This is a genomic window from Catalinimonas alkaloidigena (genome assembly GCF_900100765.1).
Taxonomy (GTDB): Bacteria; Bacteroidota; Bacteroidia; order Cytophagales; family Flexibacteraceae; genus Mooreia; species Mooreia alkaloidigena.
In genome coordinates this window covers 838,779-857,386 of sequence record NZ_FNFO01000001.1, presented here as the reverse complement: position 1 = coordinate 857,386, position 18,608 = coordinate 838,779, and the positions used below count along the sequence as shown (strand labels likewise).

10 protein-coding genes are annotated in these 18,608 nt (G+C 60.0%); 3 read left to right on the top strand and 7 right to left on the bottom strand.

What is annotated here, in order from left to right; genetic code table 11:
• Positions 1-98: 98 nt before the first annotated feature.
• The gene (locus BLR44_RS03260; RefSeq protein ID WP_089678920.1) at positions 99-2,624 is read left to right on the top strand and encodes a T9SS type B sorting domain-containing protein; all 2,526 of its coding nucleotides are present in this window, start codon (positions 99-101) and stop codon (positions 2,622-2,624) included.
• A gap of 3 nt (positions 2,625-2,627) precedes the next feature.
• On the opposite strand, the gene BLR44_RS03255 is transcribed toward BLR44_RS03260, so the two are convergent.
• Entirely contained in the window at positions 2,628-3,269 is a 642-nt protein-coding gene (locus tag BLR44_RS03255) for a TIGR02117 family protein (protein WP_218126999.1), read from the bottom strand.
• 244 nt (positions 3,270-3,513) lie between these two features.
• On the opposite strand from BLR44_RS03255, the gene BLR44_RS03250 reads away from it, so the two are divergent.
• Both BLR44_RS03250 and BLR44_RS03245 read left to right on the top strand, forming a co-directional pair.
• On the top strand, positions 3,514-4,572 hold the full coding sequence (locus BLR44_RS03250) for a ferredoxin--NADP reductase (protein WP_089678914.1): 1,059 nt from the start codon (positions 3,514-3,516) through the stop codon (positions 4,570-4,572).
• 436 nt (positions 4,573-5,008) lie between these two features.
• On the top strand, positions 5,009-7,399 hold the full coding sequence (locus BLR44_RS03245) for an ABC transporter permease (protein ID WP_089678912.1): 2,391 nt from the start codon (positions 5,009-5,011) through the stop codon (positions 7,397-7,399).
• 12 nt (positions 7,400-7,411) lie between these two features.
• Here BLR44_RS03245 and BLR44_RS03240 read toward each other — a convergent pair whose 3' ends face one another.
• The 6 genes from BLR44_RS03240 to BLR44_RS03215 form a co-directional block, all read right to left on the bottom strand.
• Positions 7,412-9,298, bottom strand: coding sequence for a glycoside hydrolase family 35 protein (locus tag BLR44_RS03240; RefSeq protein ID WP_089678909.1), 1,887 nt, complete (start codon positions 9,296-9,298; stop codon positions 7,412-7,414).
• A 5-nt stretch (positions 9,299-9,303) separates the two neighbouring features.
• Entirely contained in the window at positions 9,304-10,788 is a 1,485-nt protein-coding gene (locus tag BLR44_RS03235) for an alpha-L-fucosidase (protein ID WP_089678905.1), read from the bottom strand.
• A gap of 42 nt (positions 10,789-10,830) precedes the next feature.
• Positions 10,831-13,131, bottom strand: coding sequence for a family 20 glycosylhydrolase (locus tag BLR44_RS03230; protein ID WP_089678901.1), 2,301 nt, complete (start codon positions 13,129-13,131; stop codon positions 10,831-10,833).
• 46 nt (positions 13,132-13,177) lie between these two features.
• On the bottom strand, positions 13,178-13,393 hold the full coding sequence (locus BLR44_RS03225; RefSeq protein ID WP_089678899.1) for a hypothetical protein: 216 nt from the start codon (positions 13,391-13,393) through the stop codon (positions 13,178-13,180).
• Between the two features lie 11 nt (positions 13,394-13,404).
• Complete coding sequence (locus BLR44_RS03220; protein ID WP_089678896.1) at positions 13,405-16,842, bottom strand: VCBS repeat-containing protein; 3,438 nt, start codon at positions 16,840-16,842, stop codon at positions 13,405-13,407.
• Between the two features lie 92 nt (positions 16,843-16,934).
• Positions 16,935-18,599 (bottom strand): RagB/SusD family nutrient uptake outer membrane protein, encoded by a 1,665-nt coding sequence (locus BLR44_RS03215; RefSeq protein ID WP_176955880.1) that lies wholly within the window; start codon positions 18,597-18,599, stop codon positions 16,935-16,937.
• Between the last annotated feature and the right edge of the window lie 9 nt (positions 18,600-18,608).

Sequence of the window (18,608 nt, the reverse complement as noted above, 5' to 3'; positions counted from 1 at the left end):
AATGTCGGGGCTCTTTCTTTTTCCGGAAGCCAGAAAAAAGTTTTCCGAGCCCCCGCACTTCTACGATTCTTTGCGTCCTGTAGAAGAACTCGCTTGCTATGAAACGCTTCCACCCACTCGGGCTGGGGGGGCTACTAGCCCTCCTAGGATTTTTTTGCGCGCCTGCCTTGGCTCAGCTAGAAACGGCACACTGGTTACTGACAAACCAGGATCAGCTGGACTTTCAGACCGATCCGCCCCAACTTACACCCTTTCCGGGGGCGGTGGCGCTCCATTTCAGAAACTCGTTTGCATCCGTTTCCGACGCGGAAGGAAATCTCCTCTTTTACTCAGATGGATACCACGTCTACGACCGGGGGGGAACCATCATGCCCAATGGAGCAGATCTTCATCTAAATTCTGTCAGCGCGGTCATGATTGTGCCCCGACCGCAGCACCCTGGTTTGTATTATGTCTTCGTCAGTATTACTACAGGTGTGAATCTTGAAACGGCCCTCGATTATACGTTAGTTGATATGCGTGCCAACGAGGGCAAGGGCGACGTAGTGCAACGCCCGGCTAGGCTACGCGGATACGGAACTTCCTACATCACCGCCACGGCGGGCTGCGCGGAAGATACCGTATGGGTGATGGGCAGTACCCGCTTGGAATCGTATGCCGTGACGGAGGCAGGAGTCGATACGCTTCCGGTAAGTTCCAACGAGACCATGGCAGCGTTGGGTTTGACGTACTGGAGTTTCAGGCGCTTGTCACCAACCGCAGACCGGCTCGTCTTCGCCAATGCTCCGGGCAGCTTTTTCCTTGCTGACTTCGATCTGGCGACCGGGAAAGTGATGCGTCCCAGACAGCTGTTCTATTCCGACATAAGAAACATTCCTACCAGTCCCGCCGCAGAATTTTCTCCTTCCGGAAACTTGCTTTACCTGAGCATCGATCGTCAGATTTTCCAATTTGATATTCGGGCGGGTTCAGAGGCTGCCATTCGCGCCTCGCAAACCTTGGTGTGGGAGGCACCGGAACCGCTGAGTAACCCGATTCAGCTTCAGCTGGGGGCCGACGGGCGTATTTACTTCCGCTGGCTTCCGCTGGACTTGCAGCAGTACAGCCTGGGAGTTATTAGCCTTCCGGAACAAAAAGGCCGGGCGTGCGCTCCCGATGCCCAAACCTACATGTTTCCAATGCCAAACAGTTTCTTTGGGCTACCACTCTTTCCGTCGTACCTGCTGGCGCGCCCCCAATGGTCCTTGGCCGGCAGCCAGACCGTATGTCCCCGGATAGAGGGCGTCCGGTACTGGGTTCAAGAAGGAAACGCCGATTTGTATACCTGGACCGTGGAAGGCGGCACCATCGTATCCGGGCAGGGCACCGACACCATTACCGTCAACTGGGGCCCAACCCACCCGGCAGCTTCGGTACTCGTGGCCGGTGTAAGCAGGTACGGTTGTTTTGCAGAGGGAGTACTGCCAGTCAAAATCAAGGTAAGACTGGAGCCTCCCGTACCTCAAGGTCCGACGCTTCTCTGTGCGAACCGAGTCGACGGGCAAGCCTACCATGTGCTCCCAACAACCGGTTCGGTGTATACCTGGGAGGCTGTGGGCGGCACGGTTGTCTCTGGACAAGGCTCGTCTCACATCACCGTTGACTGGCAGGGTACAGGGGAACATCTCCTGTGGGTACAAGAACAGAGTACCACAATCGACACCGTCTGTGCGGGCCTGTCTGATACAGTACGAGTACGAGTTGTCGACGACCCCACGACACTTTCGTTACGTTATGCCTCGTTCGATACCATACAGACCGATGTGGTACACGTGGTCTGGTCTACCAACCGTCCTGATTTGTTACAATCCCCCGCCCTGGAAACCTCCAGAGCCGGTGCTGTGCGCGTAACTCCCTACGGGCAAGGGGACCTTTTTATTGATACTCCCTCACTGCAAGAAGATCTACCCCGGTATCGCATCCGTGGCTTCAACACCTGCGGTGACACAGTCTTTAGTCTTTTTCACCGCCCGGTTTTTCTGACGGGCACTAATGACACCACGAACCAACTGATTACGCTCACCTGGACTGCCTACGAAGGCTGGCCGGTCGATCATTACGAAATCTGGCAACGCGTGGAACAGAGTGCAGGATGGCGTAAGATCGATGCAGTAGCGGGCTCTCTGGCCACCCCGTTAACGTACACGGCACCACGGGGGCAGGACGGCTTTTTTCATCAGTACATGATCCGGGCAGTAGGTACCGACAACCTGGGGCCCGTGGCAGCCTGGTCCAACCCGGTATACCTGAACTTCCCTCATCCCTTACTAATCCCAAACGTGTTTTCGCCCAACCACAAAGGGCCTAACGAAACGTTTACGGTCAAAAATCTAGAGTTTTACCCGCAAGCCCGGCTGGTCGTTTACAATCGCTGGGGCAAGCAAGTCTACGCACAGACGCCTTACCGTAACGACTGGCAGGGTTTAACTAATCAAGGAAATCCCTTAGCGGCTGGTACGTACTATTATTTCTTGGATGTGCTTTCCGAATTCTACATTCCTGCTTGCGATGTGCTGCCCTGTAACTACGCCCTACGTTCGAATTATCGACAGACGTTCCGTGGTTGGGTGCAGATCGTGCGGTAACCCTCACTCGAAGTTGCGGAGCACCCCGAAGTCGAAAGGGGTCCAGAGGGGCGTTTTGAGGCCGATCTTCTGCAAGCCCGTATTGCCCCAGGTGTTGCAGGTATTCAGACAAGAATAACTGCCGCGCGCTTTGTAGAAGTCATCGCGCGGACCGTAGCCCTCGCCGGGCAGCAACACCTTTCCGGCGGCGTCGGTGGCGAACGATTGGTCGATGTAGGCCATCAGCTCTTCCAGTTGTTCTTCGCACAACGGCACGGCGATCCAGTGCGTCTGCGGCTGGCGGTAGCGCGTGACGTGCATCAGCGTGGCGCTTTTCCAGAACAACGCCTGTACGGCGGTCTGCAAGGTCAGGTCGTTCCAGGTAGGCGTGTGCAGGTAAAATTCCCGGTCTCCCCACCCGAACGCCAGAAACCGGTCGTCGCCTTGCAGACGTAGTCCTGTTTTCAGTGCGGCACTGGCGTGGTCGACCGGCACGACGAGGTCGAGGTGCACGCCGTTGGTGGTGAGGTAGAGGGTCCGCGTGGGCGGGCATGCGCGTGGCCGTTCGACCGTCCAGAACGTCAGGACCAGCGCCACCACGCTGTAGATAACGCACAGCGCCACCAGGGCCAGCAGCAGGCGACCAGCCGTTCGTAGTAAGGTCATCGTGATGCTTTTCATGGGCAGGTGCTGAAGATACGCAGCCGTTGTACGTGGACAGTCGGTCGGGCCGGCGGGCAGCGGTGGCAGGGCGTAAGCCGTTTGGCTTTTTTAGGCCAAAAATCGTCACTTTGGCAAACACCCGGGCCTTCCTTACGTCTATAGGGTGTGACCTCTTGTCCGAGACGGAGGCTCTGAACGATAACCCGTGGCTGGCGAAAAGCCACACTTCCTAAACGCGCCTTTGCTTATGGAGTCTTTGGTAAGACTGAAAGTAACTGAAATCCTCGACGAAACTCCCGATGCCCGCACCCTCCGGCTCCTGCCCGAATCGCCCACAACCCTCCCGTACAAAGCCGGTCAGTTCCTGACGTTTGTGTTTGAAGTCAAGGGCGAAAAAATCCGCCGTTCGTATTCGCTGAGTACCGCGCCGGGGCTCGACGCCCACCTGGCCATCACGTTTAAAAAAGTACCCTTCGGGGTGGTTTCGCACCTTTTGTTCGAAGATGTGCAAGTCGGCGATGTGCTGCAGGCCCTCCCCCCAACCGGCCGGTTTACCCTCCCCGCCGGGTCCCAGCCACGCGATTTGGTGATGATCGCCGCCGGCAGTGGCATCACCCCCCTCTACAGCCTGCTGCGGACCGCCCTAGCGAAAGAGCCGCAGAGCCGCATTACGCTGATTTACAGCAACCATAATGAGCAATCGACCATCTTTTACGAGTCGCTGCAAGCGCTGGCGCGCCAGCACCCCGACCGGCTGAAAATCGTGTTTATTTTCAGTGATCCCGCCGACAAAACCCACGGGCACCACGGCCACCTCAACGTGTTTCTCCTGAAGAAACTGCTGCGCACCAACGTGCATTTTGCCAAAGAAAACGCCCAGTTCTTCCTCTGCGGACCGTTCACGTTCATGCGCATGTGTCACATGATCATCCGGGTGATGGGCTTTCGCGAAGACCACATCCACCGGGAGAATTTCGTGGTGGTGACCGAGAAAAAAGGCATTGAAAAAACGCTGATCCAGGACAAGTCCGACAAAACCGTGGCCGTTACCTACCGGGGAAAAACCGACCGGGTAGAAGTACCCTACGGCAAGCCGATTTTGCGGGCGGCCCTCGATCAGGGCCTTACGCTGCCGTACAGTTGCCTGGGGGGCATCTGCAGCACCTGCGCCGCCGTCTGCACGTCGGGCCGCGTGGAAATGTCGGTCAACGAAGTGCTGACCGAAAAAGACCTGAAAGAAGGCTGGGTGCTCACCTGCGTCGGCTATCCTGCCACCCCCGACGTAGCCGTGGCATTCCCGGAGTGAGGGGCTTGGAGGTTGAACGTTCGGCGTTGAAAGCGTAAGACTTAAGGAGTGATAGCGTTCAGCATTGAGCGTTAAGAGTTTATACGTCGCGCCGAAAAGACGACTTTCGACTCGACTGCGGGAAGCGCCTTTACCAGAGAACAGCGCTACCCTTTCTCTTGCGCCCCAGCCCGCCGACCGACGGCCTTTTCTATCCGCCTTCGAGCCGTCGGACGTCACCCCCTACCTACCTCGTGTGCCTCGCGCCACGCCCTCCGCGCTCTTCGCTCATTCCTTCATTCAGTATTTCACTGATTTCCTCCTGTCCGTTCCCGCACAGCGACCTGTCCACAATCGGACACCATACGACCGCTCCATCCCCCCTTTTGCGTGAAGAGGCCCGGTTTTCGATTTGGCAGATTTCTTGGCACCTTGTCGGTAAACTTCCCTGTTACGCATGCTCCAGAACTACTTCACCCTAGCCCTCCGAAATTTCGCCAAGCAAAAAGGCTACTTTCTGCTGAACGTCGTCGGGCTCTCCATCGGCTTGGCCGTGGCCGTGCTGATTCTTCTCTACATTGGTCAGGAACAAGCCTACGATCGGCATCTGCCGCACCAGGAACGTATCTTCCGCGTCTATCGTCAGTGGGGCGACAAGGCAGGTGGCACGGTGTTTACCCCGTTTCTGGTCGCCCCGACGTTGCCTGAACGGCTGCCCGATGTGCAGAAGGCAGCGTGGGTGATGGGCTATGGGGAGGTGCTACTGGCGCACGAAGAGAAGTCGCTGTACGTGGAGGGCGTGGCGATGGTCGATACCAACTGGCTCGACGTGATGCCGCTCACCTTGCAGGCGGGAAATCCGCAGACGGCCCTGCACCAGCCCTACGCCGCCGTGATCTCGGCCGACCTGGCTCACCGGTTTTTCGGCGATGCGCCCAACCCGGTGGGGCAGCTTCTCCGGTTCAACGGCGAACACGACTACACCGTAACGGGCGTGCTGGCGCCTGCGGAAGGCCCTACGCACCTGACGCACGAAGCTTACCTGACCGACCCTGAATTTTACGGCGACAACTGGCAGCACTGGACGGGGAACAACGCCGCTACGTACGTCGCGCTGCAACCCGGTGCCGACCCGAAGGCCGCCGAGCAGAAGATCACTGAACTCTGCAACGGCTTCATTGCCAAAGAGTACCAGTCGATCAGCATGCAATACGGCGAAGACGATTTCCCCACGTGGCGGCTCCAACCCGTCGCGGACATCCACCTGCATTCTGCCCAGTTACGCGAACCCGAACCTTCGACAGGCGACGCCCGCAACCTTTACATCTTCGGGCTGGTGGCGGGCGTGGTGCTGCTGATCGCGGGCATCAACTACATGAACCTGGCCACGGCACAGGCCGCGCGGCGCGCCCGCGAAGTGGGCGTACGCAAGGTGACCGGCGCAACAAAAGAGCAACTCCTTACCCAATTCCTGGTCGAGGCGGTGGGGCAAACGCTCGTGGCCCTGCCGCTGGCGTGGCTGTTGGCCGAGGCCGCCCTGCCGCTGTTCAATCAGGTGACGGACCGCGCGTTTACGCTCGGCTGGGCGGCGCTGGTGCACCTGCTCCCCTGGATGCTGGCGCTGGTGTTGGTGGTCGGTGTGGGGGCAGGACTCTACCCGGCCTTTTTCCTGGCGGCCTACCGCCCGGCCGACGTCCTGAAGGGTGGCAAACAGGCGCGTCGCTCGGCCAGCGGCACCTTGCGCAAAGGGCTGGTGGTCGCCCAGTTCACGCTGGCCATTGTGCTGGCCGTGGTGATGACGTTCATCTACCGGCAGGTGCGGTTCATGCAGGATCAGGAACTCGGTTTTCAGGCTAGTCAGCTGCTGGTGGTGCCGCTCAATTCGGAAGAGGGGCTGCAACGTATCCAGTCCCTGCGCTCGGAGCTGCTCCGCATTCCGCACGTCGAACAGGTCACGACAACCAGCACGGTGCCCGGCCAGCCCCATGCCGACTACACCATGGACATTGCCGGTCGGGAAGGACACATCAACGCCAACATCTACTTCACCGATACAGAATTTGCCTCGACGCTGGGGCTGTATGTCCAGGAAGGACGCTACTTCTCGGCCGACCATCCGTCCGACACCGGCAACGCCTTTGTGGTCAACGAAGCGTTCGTGCAGGAGCACCAACTGGCCAACCCGGTAGGCCACGGCCTCAAGTTCGTCGGCGACGACCAATTTGGGACCATCATCGGCGTGGTGAAAGATTTCCATTACCGGGGGCTGGACCGCAAAATTCAGCCGCTGGTGTTCAGCGCCAAACCCTGGCAGTATCAGGTCGTCATGAAAGTAGCGGCGCAGGATCTGCGGACCACCCTTGCCTCGGTTGAGGGGTTCTGGCGGCAGATCGAGCCCGCCCATCCCATGCGGTACTCGTTTCTGGATGATGATTTCGCGGCCCTCTACGGCGAACAGGAGCGCTTCGGACAGACGTTGCTCTACGCCACGCTGCTGACCCTGTTTGTAGCTGCCCTGGGCATGTTCGGGCTGGCGTCGTTCCTGGCGGCGCAACGCACGAAAGAGATCGGGGTACGGAAGGTGCTGGGCGCTTCGGTGCCCGAACTGGTCGTGATGCTGGGGAAAGATTTTCTGAAACTTGTGGGCATCGCCAGCCTGGTGGCTGCTCCGCTGGCCTACTGGCTGGCGCAACAGTGGCTCGCCGACTTCGCGTACCGCACCCGCCTGAGTGCCGTGCCCTTTCTGCTGGTGGGCGGCGCCGCGCTGCTCATTGCCGCGCTGACCGTCAGCTACCACTCGCTCCGCGCGGCCCATGCCAATCCGGTCGAGAGCCTGCGGAGCGAGTGAGCTGCCGTTACGTTATTCAGTCGTCAGACGTAAGTCGGTCAGAATCGGCTGGGCGGTAGTTTTTAACACGGACTGCGGGGTCTCGTTGAGTTGCTCGAAGATGACCACTTCGTTGCGGCCTTTCTTCAGCCAGCACCCGGGCAAGTACAACGTCTGCTGCGGACCGATGCCCCAGTAACGCCCTAGGTGGTGGCCGTTCACAAATACAATGCCCTTGCCCCAGCCCCGCATGTCGAGAAACGTATCGCTGGTTTCAGAAGCCTCGAACGTGCCGGTGTACAGCACGGGGGCGCCCGATTTCGGCTCCTGCGTGGGCTTGGCCAGCGTCGGCACGGACGCGAAGGGGAATCCGTACATCTCCCAGCCGCCCGTAATCTCGTAGTCGTTGATACGCACCGGGGCGATGATACCCTTGCGGTTTTCGGTAATCTGCGCGCCGTAGTTGATGCGGCCCAGGTTTTCCACCAGCAGTTCGAGCGTACCGTTGAAAGGAATAGCTACGTCGAGTGTATACTGGTTCTGCACGCGGTTCAGCACGCCGACTTTCTTTCCGTTGACGTACACCGTCGCGAAATCGCGCAGTCCGTCCACGTGCAACGTTCCCTGAATGGGTTGCGTGAACCGGCGACGGTACAGTACGTAGCCCATCCCCTGGTTCAGCGCCTCGAACGAAAGCGGGTTCTCGCTGGTGACCGGCGTTACAGACGCTTTCAGGTCGAAAAACGGTGTGCGTTGCGTCAGGGCAATGTCGGGTACGGTCATTACCGGCAGGCGGGCCGGCACGTCGGGAATTTTGTATCCGGCATGCTGCAGCATCTGTTGGCGAATGGCCTCGTACTTCGGCGTAACCCAACCCGCTTCGCTGACCGGCGCGTCGTAGTCGTAGCTGGTGATGTCGGGCTGAATGTCGTGCTCGTCGTTGTAGTTGGCGCCGGACGTAAACCCGAAATTGGTGCCGCCGTGGGCCATGTAGAGGTTGAAGCTCACGCCGTTTTTCAGGTACGTTTCCGTTTGCTGCGCAATCTGCTCCGCGCCCACCTGCACAAAAGGTTCGCCCCAGTGGTCGAGCCAGCCGGGATAAAATTCCGCCACCATGTAGGGCCCTTCGCCGCCGTGGTAGGCATCGACCGCTTTTTTCAGGTTCGCCACGTTGCCCTCGCCGTTGGCCGTGGGCAGCACGCCTTCCATCGCACCGCCTTCGAACAGCCAAGATCCGTCAGACGTGAAAAACGGTCCCCGAAATCCAGCTTCGTCCAGCATCGTTTTGATGGCCCGGTAATAGGCCCGATGTTCGGCCATCGGAACGTCCTTGCGTTGGGCGACGTACGACCCAAACTCGTTTTCGACCTGCACCATGATGATGGGACCGCCCTCGCTTACCTGCAACGACTTTACTTCGTCGGCCAGGTGCTGAATGTACACCCGGCACGAGTCGAGGAAGGCCGGGCTGTTGGCCCGCATCACGATCTCCTCGTTTTTCTGCAACCACCACGGATAGCCGCCGAACTCCCACTCCGCGCAGGCGTACGGCCCGGGCCGCAGGATCACGAACAAGCCTTCGTCTTGCGCGGCTTTGATGAAGCCGGCCAGATCGCGGTTGCCGGTTGTGAAATCCCACACGCCGGGGGCGGTGTTGTGGTAATTCCAGAACACATAGGTCGCCACGGTATTCAGCCCCATGGCCTTCAACATGCGGAGGCGATGGTGCCAGTACGGCTTGGGAATGCGGGCGTAGTGCATCTCGCCCGAATGAATCTGAATGGGCTTCTGGTCATAGAGAAACGCGCCCTTTTCGATCTGAAAGGTATGTTTCGCGCGTTTCTGTGCGTGGAGCGTCGTCGAGCCGAATCCCAGCCCACCGACCAGCGCCAGCGTTAGGGCATACTGAAAAAATCGCATTGTTGTTAGTAAATCGCCAAGTGAGAAACGGTCGGACAGGCTTGTGCTTCGCGGATCGTGACGCGCAACTTGTCGGTCGTGATGCCGCCCAGCGGTAGAATCCGCTTGTAGCCGATGGTGCTAGCTTCCGCCACGGGCTGCCATGCGCCCTCTTGCCACGCTTCTACGGCAAACGACGCCACGCGCTGGCCGAGCGGAATGTATTCCTGCAACTCCAGGTAGTGGAGCGGCGCAGCGTTGGGCAACGTAATGGTCAGGGCACCGGTCGTGACGCTGTCGTCGGTGGCCCAGTACGTTTCCGGATCGTCGTCCAGCACCTGCCCTGCCGCATACGCGTCGGCCTGCCCCCGGTAGGCGTCGGCCGTAATCTCGGCGCCTTCGGCCAGGTTGGTGGCAAATGTAGAGTCCAGCAGTTTCCGCCACCCTTTCAGTGCCGCCACGTCGTTTTCGTGGATGCGCCCCCGGCGGTCGGGAGGTACGTTCAACAGCAGGTTGGAACCCCGCCCGACGGAACTCAGGTAGATGTCGAACAGCTGCTGCGGTGTTTTGACTTTCCCGTCTTCCGAAGCGTGGTAGAACCATCCCGGACGGATCGACACGTCCACTTCGGCCGGAATCCACTTCGTCCCGTCGGGCGAGCCGGTTGCCAGCAGATCTTCCACGCCCGCTTTACCGGCGTAGAGCGTATCGTTCGAAATGGTGTTCCAGTTGGTTTCGCCGGCGACGCCCCGTTCGTTGCCGACCCACCGGATGTCGGGACCGGCATCGCTGAAGAACAGCACCTGCGGCTCGGGTTGCAGGTCGCGCACCAATTGAATGGTGGTAGGCCAGTCGTAGTACGTCTGGCGATCGATGTTGCGTTTCTCGCGCGCGCCGCCGTAATAGCCGTCGCCGCCGTTGGCACCGTCGAACCACATTTCGAAAACCGGTCCGTAGTTGTTAAAAATTTCGCGCAACTGGTTGCGGTAGTATTCCACGTACGACGGTTGGCCGTAGTCGGCGCGGTTCCGGTCCCAGGGCGAGAGGTACACCCCGAATTTAAGCCCCTGCGCACGGCACGCCTCCGATACAGCTTTCACCAGATCGCCGTTGCCTCCCTGGAAGGGCGAGCTGGCGATGTCGTGCTCGGTGTACTGACTCGGCCAGAGGGCAAACCCGTCGTGGTGTTTACACGTCAGGATCACGCCTTTGAAGCCCGCGTCTTTCAGTGTCGTGATCCACTGCGTCACGTCGATGTCGGTCGGGTTGAAAATCGACGGATCTTCGTCGCCATAGCCCCACTCTTTGTCGGTGAAGGTGTTGGTCGTGAAGTGAATGAACGCATTCAGTTCCATCTCGTGCCAGTTCTGCTGGGCTTCGGACGGCACCGGCAACAGCGGAGCCGGCGGGGCCACGGGGCCCGTTTGTTCAGTGGACTGAGGCGACGAACAGGCCGCCGCAAGCAGCGTACAAGCAAGTGCCCACGCGGGGGCGGAGGATCGAAGTATCATAAGAGAACGCAAAGTGATGCTAATGAAGTAAGGATATACAAATCAATGAGAAAACCAGGAAGCCGGTACGGGCTGAGGGGCCTGACCTTCCGGCTGCACTTCCAGCTTGAGGGTGTAGCCCCCGCCGGCCTCCAGAAAATCGACCGCAAACGGATGTCGGCCTTTTTTCAACGCCACCTGGCCGCTCTTTTCGACCGGGCCGTGCTGGCCGTCGTTGTCGACCACCACGCGGTCGGCAATGCGCAACACGCCACCGTCGTCGCAGGTAAAGAAAAAACTGTAGATGCCGGTGGCCGGTACCTCCAGGTAGCCCCGGAACTTCAGACCGAAGCTCGGTGCTGTGACCAGGGCCGGCACCTCCAGTTGAGGGGCAGTGGTGACCTGCGTCGCCGTCGAATCGGCAAACCCTTTTGTGTTGCGGAAGTAGGCCGGAAAGTAGGACACCTGCAAGCCCGGCTGCGGCGCAGCAACCGCCACCGGCTCGGCAAAGGTTTCTTTCCGGTAGCGGATGGTGTACGTCTCGCCAATCAGTCCCTCGGGCGTGGTGGCGGCCACTTTAATCGTATCCGACCGGGTGATGCGCAACGGACCGGTCAGCGTGGGTGAGTTGCGGTCAGGACGGCTTCCGTCAGTGGTGTAATGGAGGGTCAGGTTGTCCAGCGGCTTGTGTACCGTCAGCGTTGCCGCCTCGGTAAAAACGTTGCTCTCCGTAAAGCCGGTCAGGTCCGGCACGCGGTAGTGCACGCCCAGGCGGGCCAGCCGGGGGTAATGGGCCACCAGGCGCTGTTCGTACGAAGTAAAGAGATCGCGGTTGGTCCAGACGTTTTCGGCCAGGGCGGTCATGCGCGGCATGTACATAAAATCGGCACGCGCTTCCGAGGGCACGTACTCGGTCCAGAGGTTGGCCTGCGCCCCGAGCACCTGAGTAGCCTGCTGGGCCGTGAAGTCTGCCGGGACCACGGGCATGTGGTAGACCTTGTCGAGCGAGTTCTGGTCGGGCGCATAGTCGAAGTAGAGCGTGCCGACGGGCGTCATGATGATCGGATTGCCGTTCTGTGCCGCCTTGAGCGGTGCATCTTTCACCCAGCTTCGCCAGTACATGATGGTGGCCGACGAGTCGATCCCGCCCTCCAGCACTTCGTCCCAGCCGATCAGCTTTTTGCCGTTGGCATGAAAGAAGCGCTGCATGTGGTGCACAAAGTAGCTTTGCAGTTCCTCGACACTTTCCAGTTGTTCGCGCTGCATCAGCGCCTGACAGGCCGCCGACTGCGCCCAGGTGGTCTTCTCCACTTCGTCGGCCCCCAGGTGGATGTACGACGACGGAAACAGGTCGATGATTTCGCGGTAGACGTTTTCGGCAAAGGTCAGCACGCGCTCGTCGCAGGGGCAGATCGGCACCGAGAAGGTTTTGCCCCACCCGGCCGACTCCGTGCAGGTCAGAAACGGATACGCCTGAATGGCCGCCATCATGTGGCCGGGCATGTCGATTTCGGGGATGATTTCGATGTGACGCGCGGCGGCGTAGTCGATGATCTGCCGCATCTGGTCCTGCGTGTAAAAGCCACCGTACATCACCTTCCCGTCGCGCTTCACGATGTGCTGAGGATCGATCTCAAAATCGGGATTTTCTTTTGCGCGCTCCATCACCACCGAATCCTGGTTGTTGAACGTCCGCCAGGCCCCTTCTTCGGTCAGTTTCGGATACTGTTTGATCTCGATGCGCCATCCCTGGTCGTCGGTCAGGTGCAAGTGCAATTTGTTAAATTTATAGAGCGCCATCAGGTCCAGCAGCTTGTAGACGTACTCGACTCCGAAAAAGTGGCGGGAGACGTCGAGGTGCAACCCACGCCACGAAAACCGGGGCGCGTCTTCGAGGGTCACGGCGGGCAGGCTCATCTGTGCCAGTCCCCCCTGTTCGGCCTCGACGGGCAACAACTGACGCAGGGTCTGTATCGCCCGAAACATGCCGGCCGGATCCTGCGCCGACAGCACCACCCGCTCGGGCGTGATCTGGAGGCGATACGCCTCGGGTTTGGTCAGGTCGGTGGCTTGTTGCAGCACCAGCACCTGGGTGTTGCCTTTTTTGGCCGTGCGCAGGGGCTGGCCCAACGCGCGCGCCATGAGTTGTTGCAACTGATCGGCCTCGCGGGCAAAGAGGCCTTTTTTAGGAATCACCAGACGGGTCTCGGCCGAAAGGATAAACGTTCCCCTCCCGGTTTGCACGGAGGCAGGATACGGAATGAGGGGTAAGGGGGGCGACGCAGGCGACTGCGCACGGACCCCGGCACCACACCACAGCAACAGGCACAGCATCGTGCCGATGCGAAAGACAAGAAATCTCATGGATACGAAAAAAAGAGAATCGGTAGTTAACGGAAAAAGAATACGGTTAAGCCTGTGGTTCGGAGCGCGTCGGGGCGGCCAGCACCAGCCGGAACAAGGCCGCCCGCTGTATGTCGATATCCGACTGCCCCAGCACCAGCCCGGTTTCGCTGATCAGCTCGACGCCCATCAGACGCCCCTTTTCCTTTTGCATTTTGTCGAAAAGTTCGGTTTTGCGGCGCTCCAGCGTCCACTCTTTCAGAAAGTAGTACAGTCTATTCATACGTGTTCGTGTTAAAGGGCATTGCGGTCGGGGTGCGCCTTGTGCGGATCTGTTTCTCCGGTCGGGCGCATCCGGTAGAGACCGGGGGCGGCGTTGTTGCGTGACACCAGCACCCGCGTGCCGCCCCGTTTCGAGCGGACCAGGGCCACATCCCGGATGTCGCCGGTGAGCCACAGCCGCACCTGGGCATCGGCCTGCAGCGCCCCTTCCTGGTAGCGGAGCAAGGTTCCTGTGCTGGCATCGGACCGGCCAATCTGCACCCGGTAGGGATAAAAGTTGCCGGCGGCCAGCACTTCCGGACGGCCGTCGTGGTCGAAATCCTCCTGCACAAAGCCGTGGATCATCGACGTCTGCGCCCCGGCCGGCAGGGGCCGCAGGTGCCAGCGTCCGCCCTGGTTTTCGAGCCACGAAGAGGTTAGCATGGTGGCGGTCAGCACGTGGGCTTCTGCCATCTGGTTCTTGCCCATCACGTCCTCCAGGGTAGCGTCGGCGTAGTCGGAATAGCGGATAAATTTCTTGCGGAGCGGATTCACCTGCTGCAACAATTCGTCTCGGCTGGGCAGAGGATACGCTTTTCCCTGCACGTAGGTACAAACGATCGGGTCCAGGTTGCCGTCCTGGTTCAGGTCCAGGGTATGGCACGTGAGGGGCTCCTCGGGCGAAGCTTGGAAAGGGAGGTTGGTTCCGGCGTTGCCCAGCAGCAGATCGGGGTCGCCATCGCCGTCCACGTCGCTCACCGCCACGGCACTCCACCAGCCCTGGCTTTCGTGCAGTACGGCTTCGTCGGCCCGTTGCAAACGTCCATTTTCGTTCCGGAAGACCATCACGGGCATCCACTCGCCCACCACCACCAGTTCGGGCCACTGGTCGGCGTCGAGGTCGGCCCAGACGGCGTCGGTCACCATGCCGGCTCCGGCCAGGGATTCACTCATCGTGGCGGCCACGTCGGTAAAGCGCACGGTGCGGCCGTCGGAGTCGTTCCGCAACAGGAAGCTTTTGGGGGTGTACGGATAATAGTCGGGTTGCAGGCGACCGCCCACAAACAGATCCAGGTCGCCATCGTGGTCGAAGTCGGCCGCCGTCACACAACTGCCGCTCACGGTTTCGGCAGGCAGCGCGCCCTCGGCCTTCACAAACTGCCCCCGCCCCTGGTTCAGGTAGAGGCGGTCCTGGTAGCGGCGGTCTTCGATCGGAAATTCGCTGCCGCCACTCACCACGTACAGGTCCAGCGCCCCGTCGCCGTTGGCATCGAAGAATGTGGCTCCGGCATCTTCGTGCGCGGCATCGTCGGCCCAGGGCTGGTCGGCCTGTCGTCGGAACGTGCCGTCGTCCTGCCCCCAGTAGAGTTGCCCCGATTGCCCGGCCGCGCCCCCGAAAAAGACGTCGTCGTTACCGTCGCCATCCACATCGCCGACGGCCATTTTTCCACCCAGCCGCGACAGTTGATAGAGCAGCAGTTGGTCGGATTTAAAATCGACGTACTCATTTTCCTGATGCACGAAGTCCAGTCCCGACGTAGCGGTGATGTCTTCCAACAGCGGCGCGGGCGGCACCGGAACCGGCGCGGTGCCGGGGCGGGCGTCGGCCTGCCGCACCACCAGGGTCTGATCGGCCGTTACCTGCGTCAGCACCGAAACCCGCTGGTCGGGCCACACCACCTGCACTTCCGGCACGGTAGTCGCATCCCCCACCCCGATGGTCAGGAGCGGCTCCACCGACGACTGGTATCCCCGCGTAAAGTAGGCTTCCTGGTAAATTTCCTGGTCGGGCGTGGTCACGCGGACCGTTGCACCAATGCCGCCGGTGTTGGGCGCCAGCCCTTCCAGCTTCACTTTCAGGTAATGATTTTTCTGGAGCTGCTCCTGGTTGTTCCGGTAGAGAGAAACCTGATCGTTCAGATGACTGACCACCAAATCGAGGTCGCCGTCGTTGTCGAGGTCGGCGTAGGCAGCGGCATTCGAAATAAAGGCCTGGTCCAGGCCCCAGGCTTTGGTCTGGTTCGAAAAGCGCAGGCCCGCTTCGTTCCGAAACGCATAGTTGCTCAGTTTGGTAGAAGGCATTCGCTGGATCAGGCCCAGTACGTCGACCGGATGGTTCTCGCGATTGGCTTCGGCCACGACGTCCTGCACCGTATACTTCAGGAAGTCCATGTTGGTGTAATCGTGGAGGTACCCGTTGGTGATGAACAGGTCCTTGCGCCCGTCGTTATCGAAGTCGGCAAACAGGGGAGCCCAGCTCCAGTCGGTGCTCGCCACGCCGGCCAGTTGCCCCAGTTCGCTGAAGCGCGGCAGGCTGTCGGGGGCCAGCCCCTGGTTGAGTTGCAGCGTGTTGCGCATGTACTGATGGTGGTAGCCGCTGTCCACCGCCAGGGTGTGCTTGTCGTATTCGTCGGGACCCTTCAGCAATTTTTGCCGGTGGTTGTCTTCGGGCAGCATGTCGTTGACGAATACATCGGGGCGGCCGTCGTTGTTGATGTCGGCGATGTCGGACCCCATGCCGTACTTGGACAGGTGGCCGAACAACGTGTGCGACACTTCCCGGAAGGTGCCGTCCTGGTTGTTGAGGTAGCAGAAATCCTGCTCGTCGTAGTCGTTGGTGACGTAGAGATCGGGCCAGCCGTCGCCGTTCAGGTCGCTGATGCCCGCACTGAGCCCGAAATTGAGGCCGCTGCCGTGGATGCCGGCGGCGTCGCTCACTTCCACAAAATGCTGTTGGTCGTTGCGGTAGAGTTTGTTGCCGAAATACGGGTGCCGCAGCGACCGTAGTTTTTTCACGTTGAAGAACGTGGAGTAGAACATGTTGGCGTGGTTCAGGAGAAAGAGGTCCAGATCGCCGTCACGGTCGTAGTCAAAAAAATATGCCTGGGTAGAGAACGTTCCCGGTGCGTCGAGGCCGTACGCTTTGGCCTGTTCGACAAAGGTGGGCACGCCGTCGGCGTTTACGCCCTGGTTGATGAAAAGCTGGTTGGCGCGCTGGGGCCGGTCACGGATCACGGGGCGGTTCACGCCTTCGCCCGGCGTATTGCCCGAGTAGCACACGTAAAGATCGAGCCGCCCGTCGCCGTTGACGTCGGCCATCGTCACGCCGGTTGCCCAGTCGCGGCGGCCGGCCACCTGCGCGGCGGTCGTCACGTCACGGAACTGCCAGTTGCCCTGGTTCAGGTACAGTTGGTTGGGCACCGAATTGCCCGAAAAGTACAGGTCGGCGAGGCCATCGCCGTTCACATCGCCCACGGCCACGCCCCCTCCGTTGTAGGTGTACTCGTAGGTCATGATGTTGTTGTGTTCGGTCTCGGTAATCTCGTTGCGAAACCGCACGCCCGTCTGCTCCGGGTCGGTCTCCTGAAACTGCGACGGCGAAGTGCAGTGCTGCAACAAAAGGCCCATGCTGCCTATCCACGGCAACAGGTGCCGAAACCCACAAACTCGAATCGAACGAAGCCTCATCATACTCCTGAATTTAAACAAAGAGACGAACAGAGGCCGTAGCCTCCGTTCGTCTGTAGTCTACTACGCTATCACAATCAAACACGGCAAAGTGTTTAGTAGCCGGGATTCTGGCTGAGGCTGGACCCACTCCGCTGAATCTCTCCCGAAGGGATCGGCAACAGGTACAATCGGTCGTTCCATTTGCGTTGATCGGTGGCTACTTTTCCAAAATCGTAGGTCAAGGTAGTACCATCTTTGATAACCTGCACACCGAGCGCAGGCTTATTCAGCACTTCCGGCCCGATCATCCAGCGCCGGAAGTCGAAGAAGCGGTGGTCTTCCAGCACCAGTTCGATGCGCCGCTCGTTGCGGTAACGCTCCACCAGCGCCTCGCCCGACTCGGTGACGGGGGGCATGCCGACCCGCGTACGCACGGCGTTGATGGCCGTACGGGCTTCTTCCTCTTCGCCCAGCGCCAGTTGCGCTTCGGCGTAGTTCAGGTAAAATTCACCCAGACGGAAAACGATCCAGGGGCCGGTGTTCCCGGAATATTCGCCTTCGCTTTCTAGCGTCCACTTGCGGAAGTTGTAGCCCGTCCGGGAGGCATTGTGGGGAGAGATCGACGAGTAAGGCGAGTCTTTGCCCGACAGTTCCGGGTTGGTCGGATCGTCCGCATCCACAAAGTATTCGTACTCCTCTCCTTTGAACGGCGCGCCGTTGTAAAGCACCGATTCGTAGAAACGCGGATCGCGATTCACGTACGGGTCCTGCGGGTTATAGCCCGACGACGGATCTTCGGGCAGTTTGCCGTTGGTCAGCTCGTAGTGGTCGACCAGATCCTGGGTAGGCGTGGTGTTGGCCCAGCCGCCGTTGCTGTTCGGGAAAAGCCAGAGGTTGGCGCCCCATCCCTGGTTCACCACCTCGGTGAAGTACCGCGCGAAGATCACCTCCTGCGAATTGTATCCCTGAAACATCTCCCCGTAGTTTTCGGCATCTTCTACCAGCGACACGCTGCTCAGCTCCATCACTGCCTTGTTGGCATCGCGGGCGGCCGTCCATTTGGCCTGGTCGCCCGAGGCGTTGAAGAGCGGGCTGGCGGCGTACAGCAGCGTCCGGGCTTTCAGGGCCATGGCCGCTTCTACCGACGCCCGGCCGGTCACGTAGCCCGGGTCGGACATGGAAGGCAGCTTGGCGATGGCTTCGTCGCATTCGCTCACCACAAACGCCGCTACCTCGTCGGCCGTGTTCCGGTTTACGGCATACGACTCGTCGTCCAGTCCGAAGGTCGAGGTAATGAGGGGCACCCCGCCGTACCAGCGCATCAGGTCGAAGTACTGGTAGGCGCGCAGAAACTGCATTTCGCCCGACAGTTGCGTAAGCGCTTCCGGATCGATGGACGACGCAGCCGCCTTTTCGAAAAACAGGTTCGAGCGCCGGATAAACCCGTAGGCGTGCGACCAGAGCTCGTTGGTGACGGCCTCGCCGTTGTCCTGGTTTACTTCCGCCCGCGTGTAATTCCAGACGGTGCCCACGGCGCTGCCGTGCTGGTTGTAGGCGTTGTCGGTCAGGCCATCGGTCAGCGTATTTTCGTCGCGAAACGGGTGGCGCAGGCCCAGGTAAGTGCCGTTGACGAAGTTGGTCAGCAGAGCCTCGTCGGCAAACACGTCCACTTCGCTGTAGCCGTCGAGCGGCTTTTTGTCGAGAATATCGTCGGAGCAGGACCACAGAAGTGTGGAGAGGCCTGCCACCGAAAAGTATAGTATGTGCTTGAGTTTCATCACAGAGAA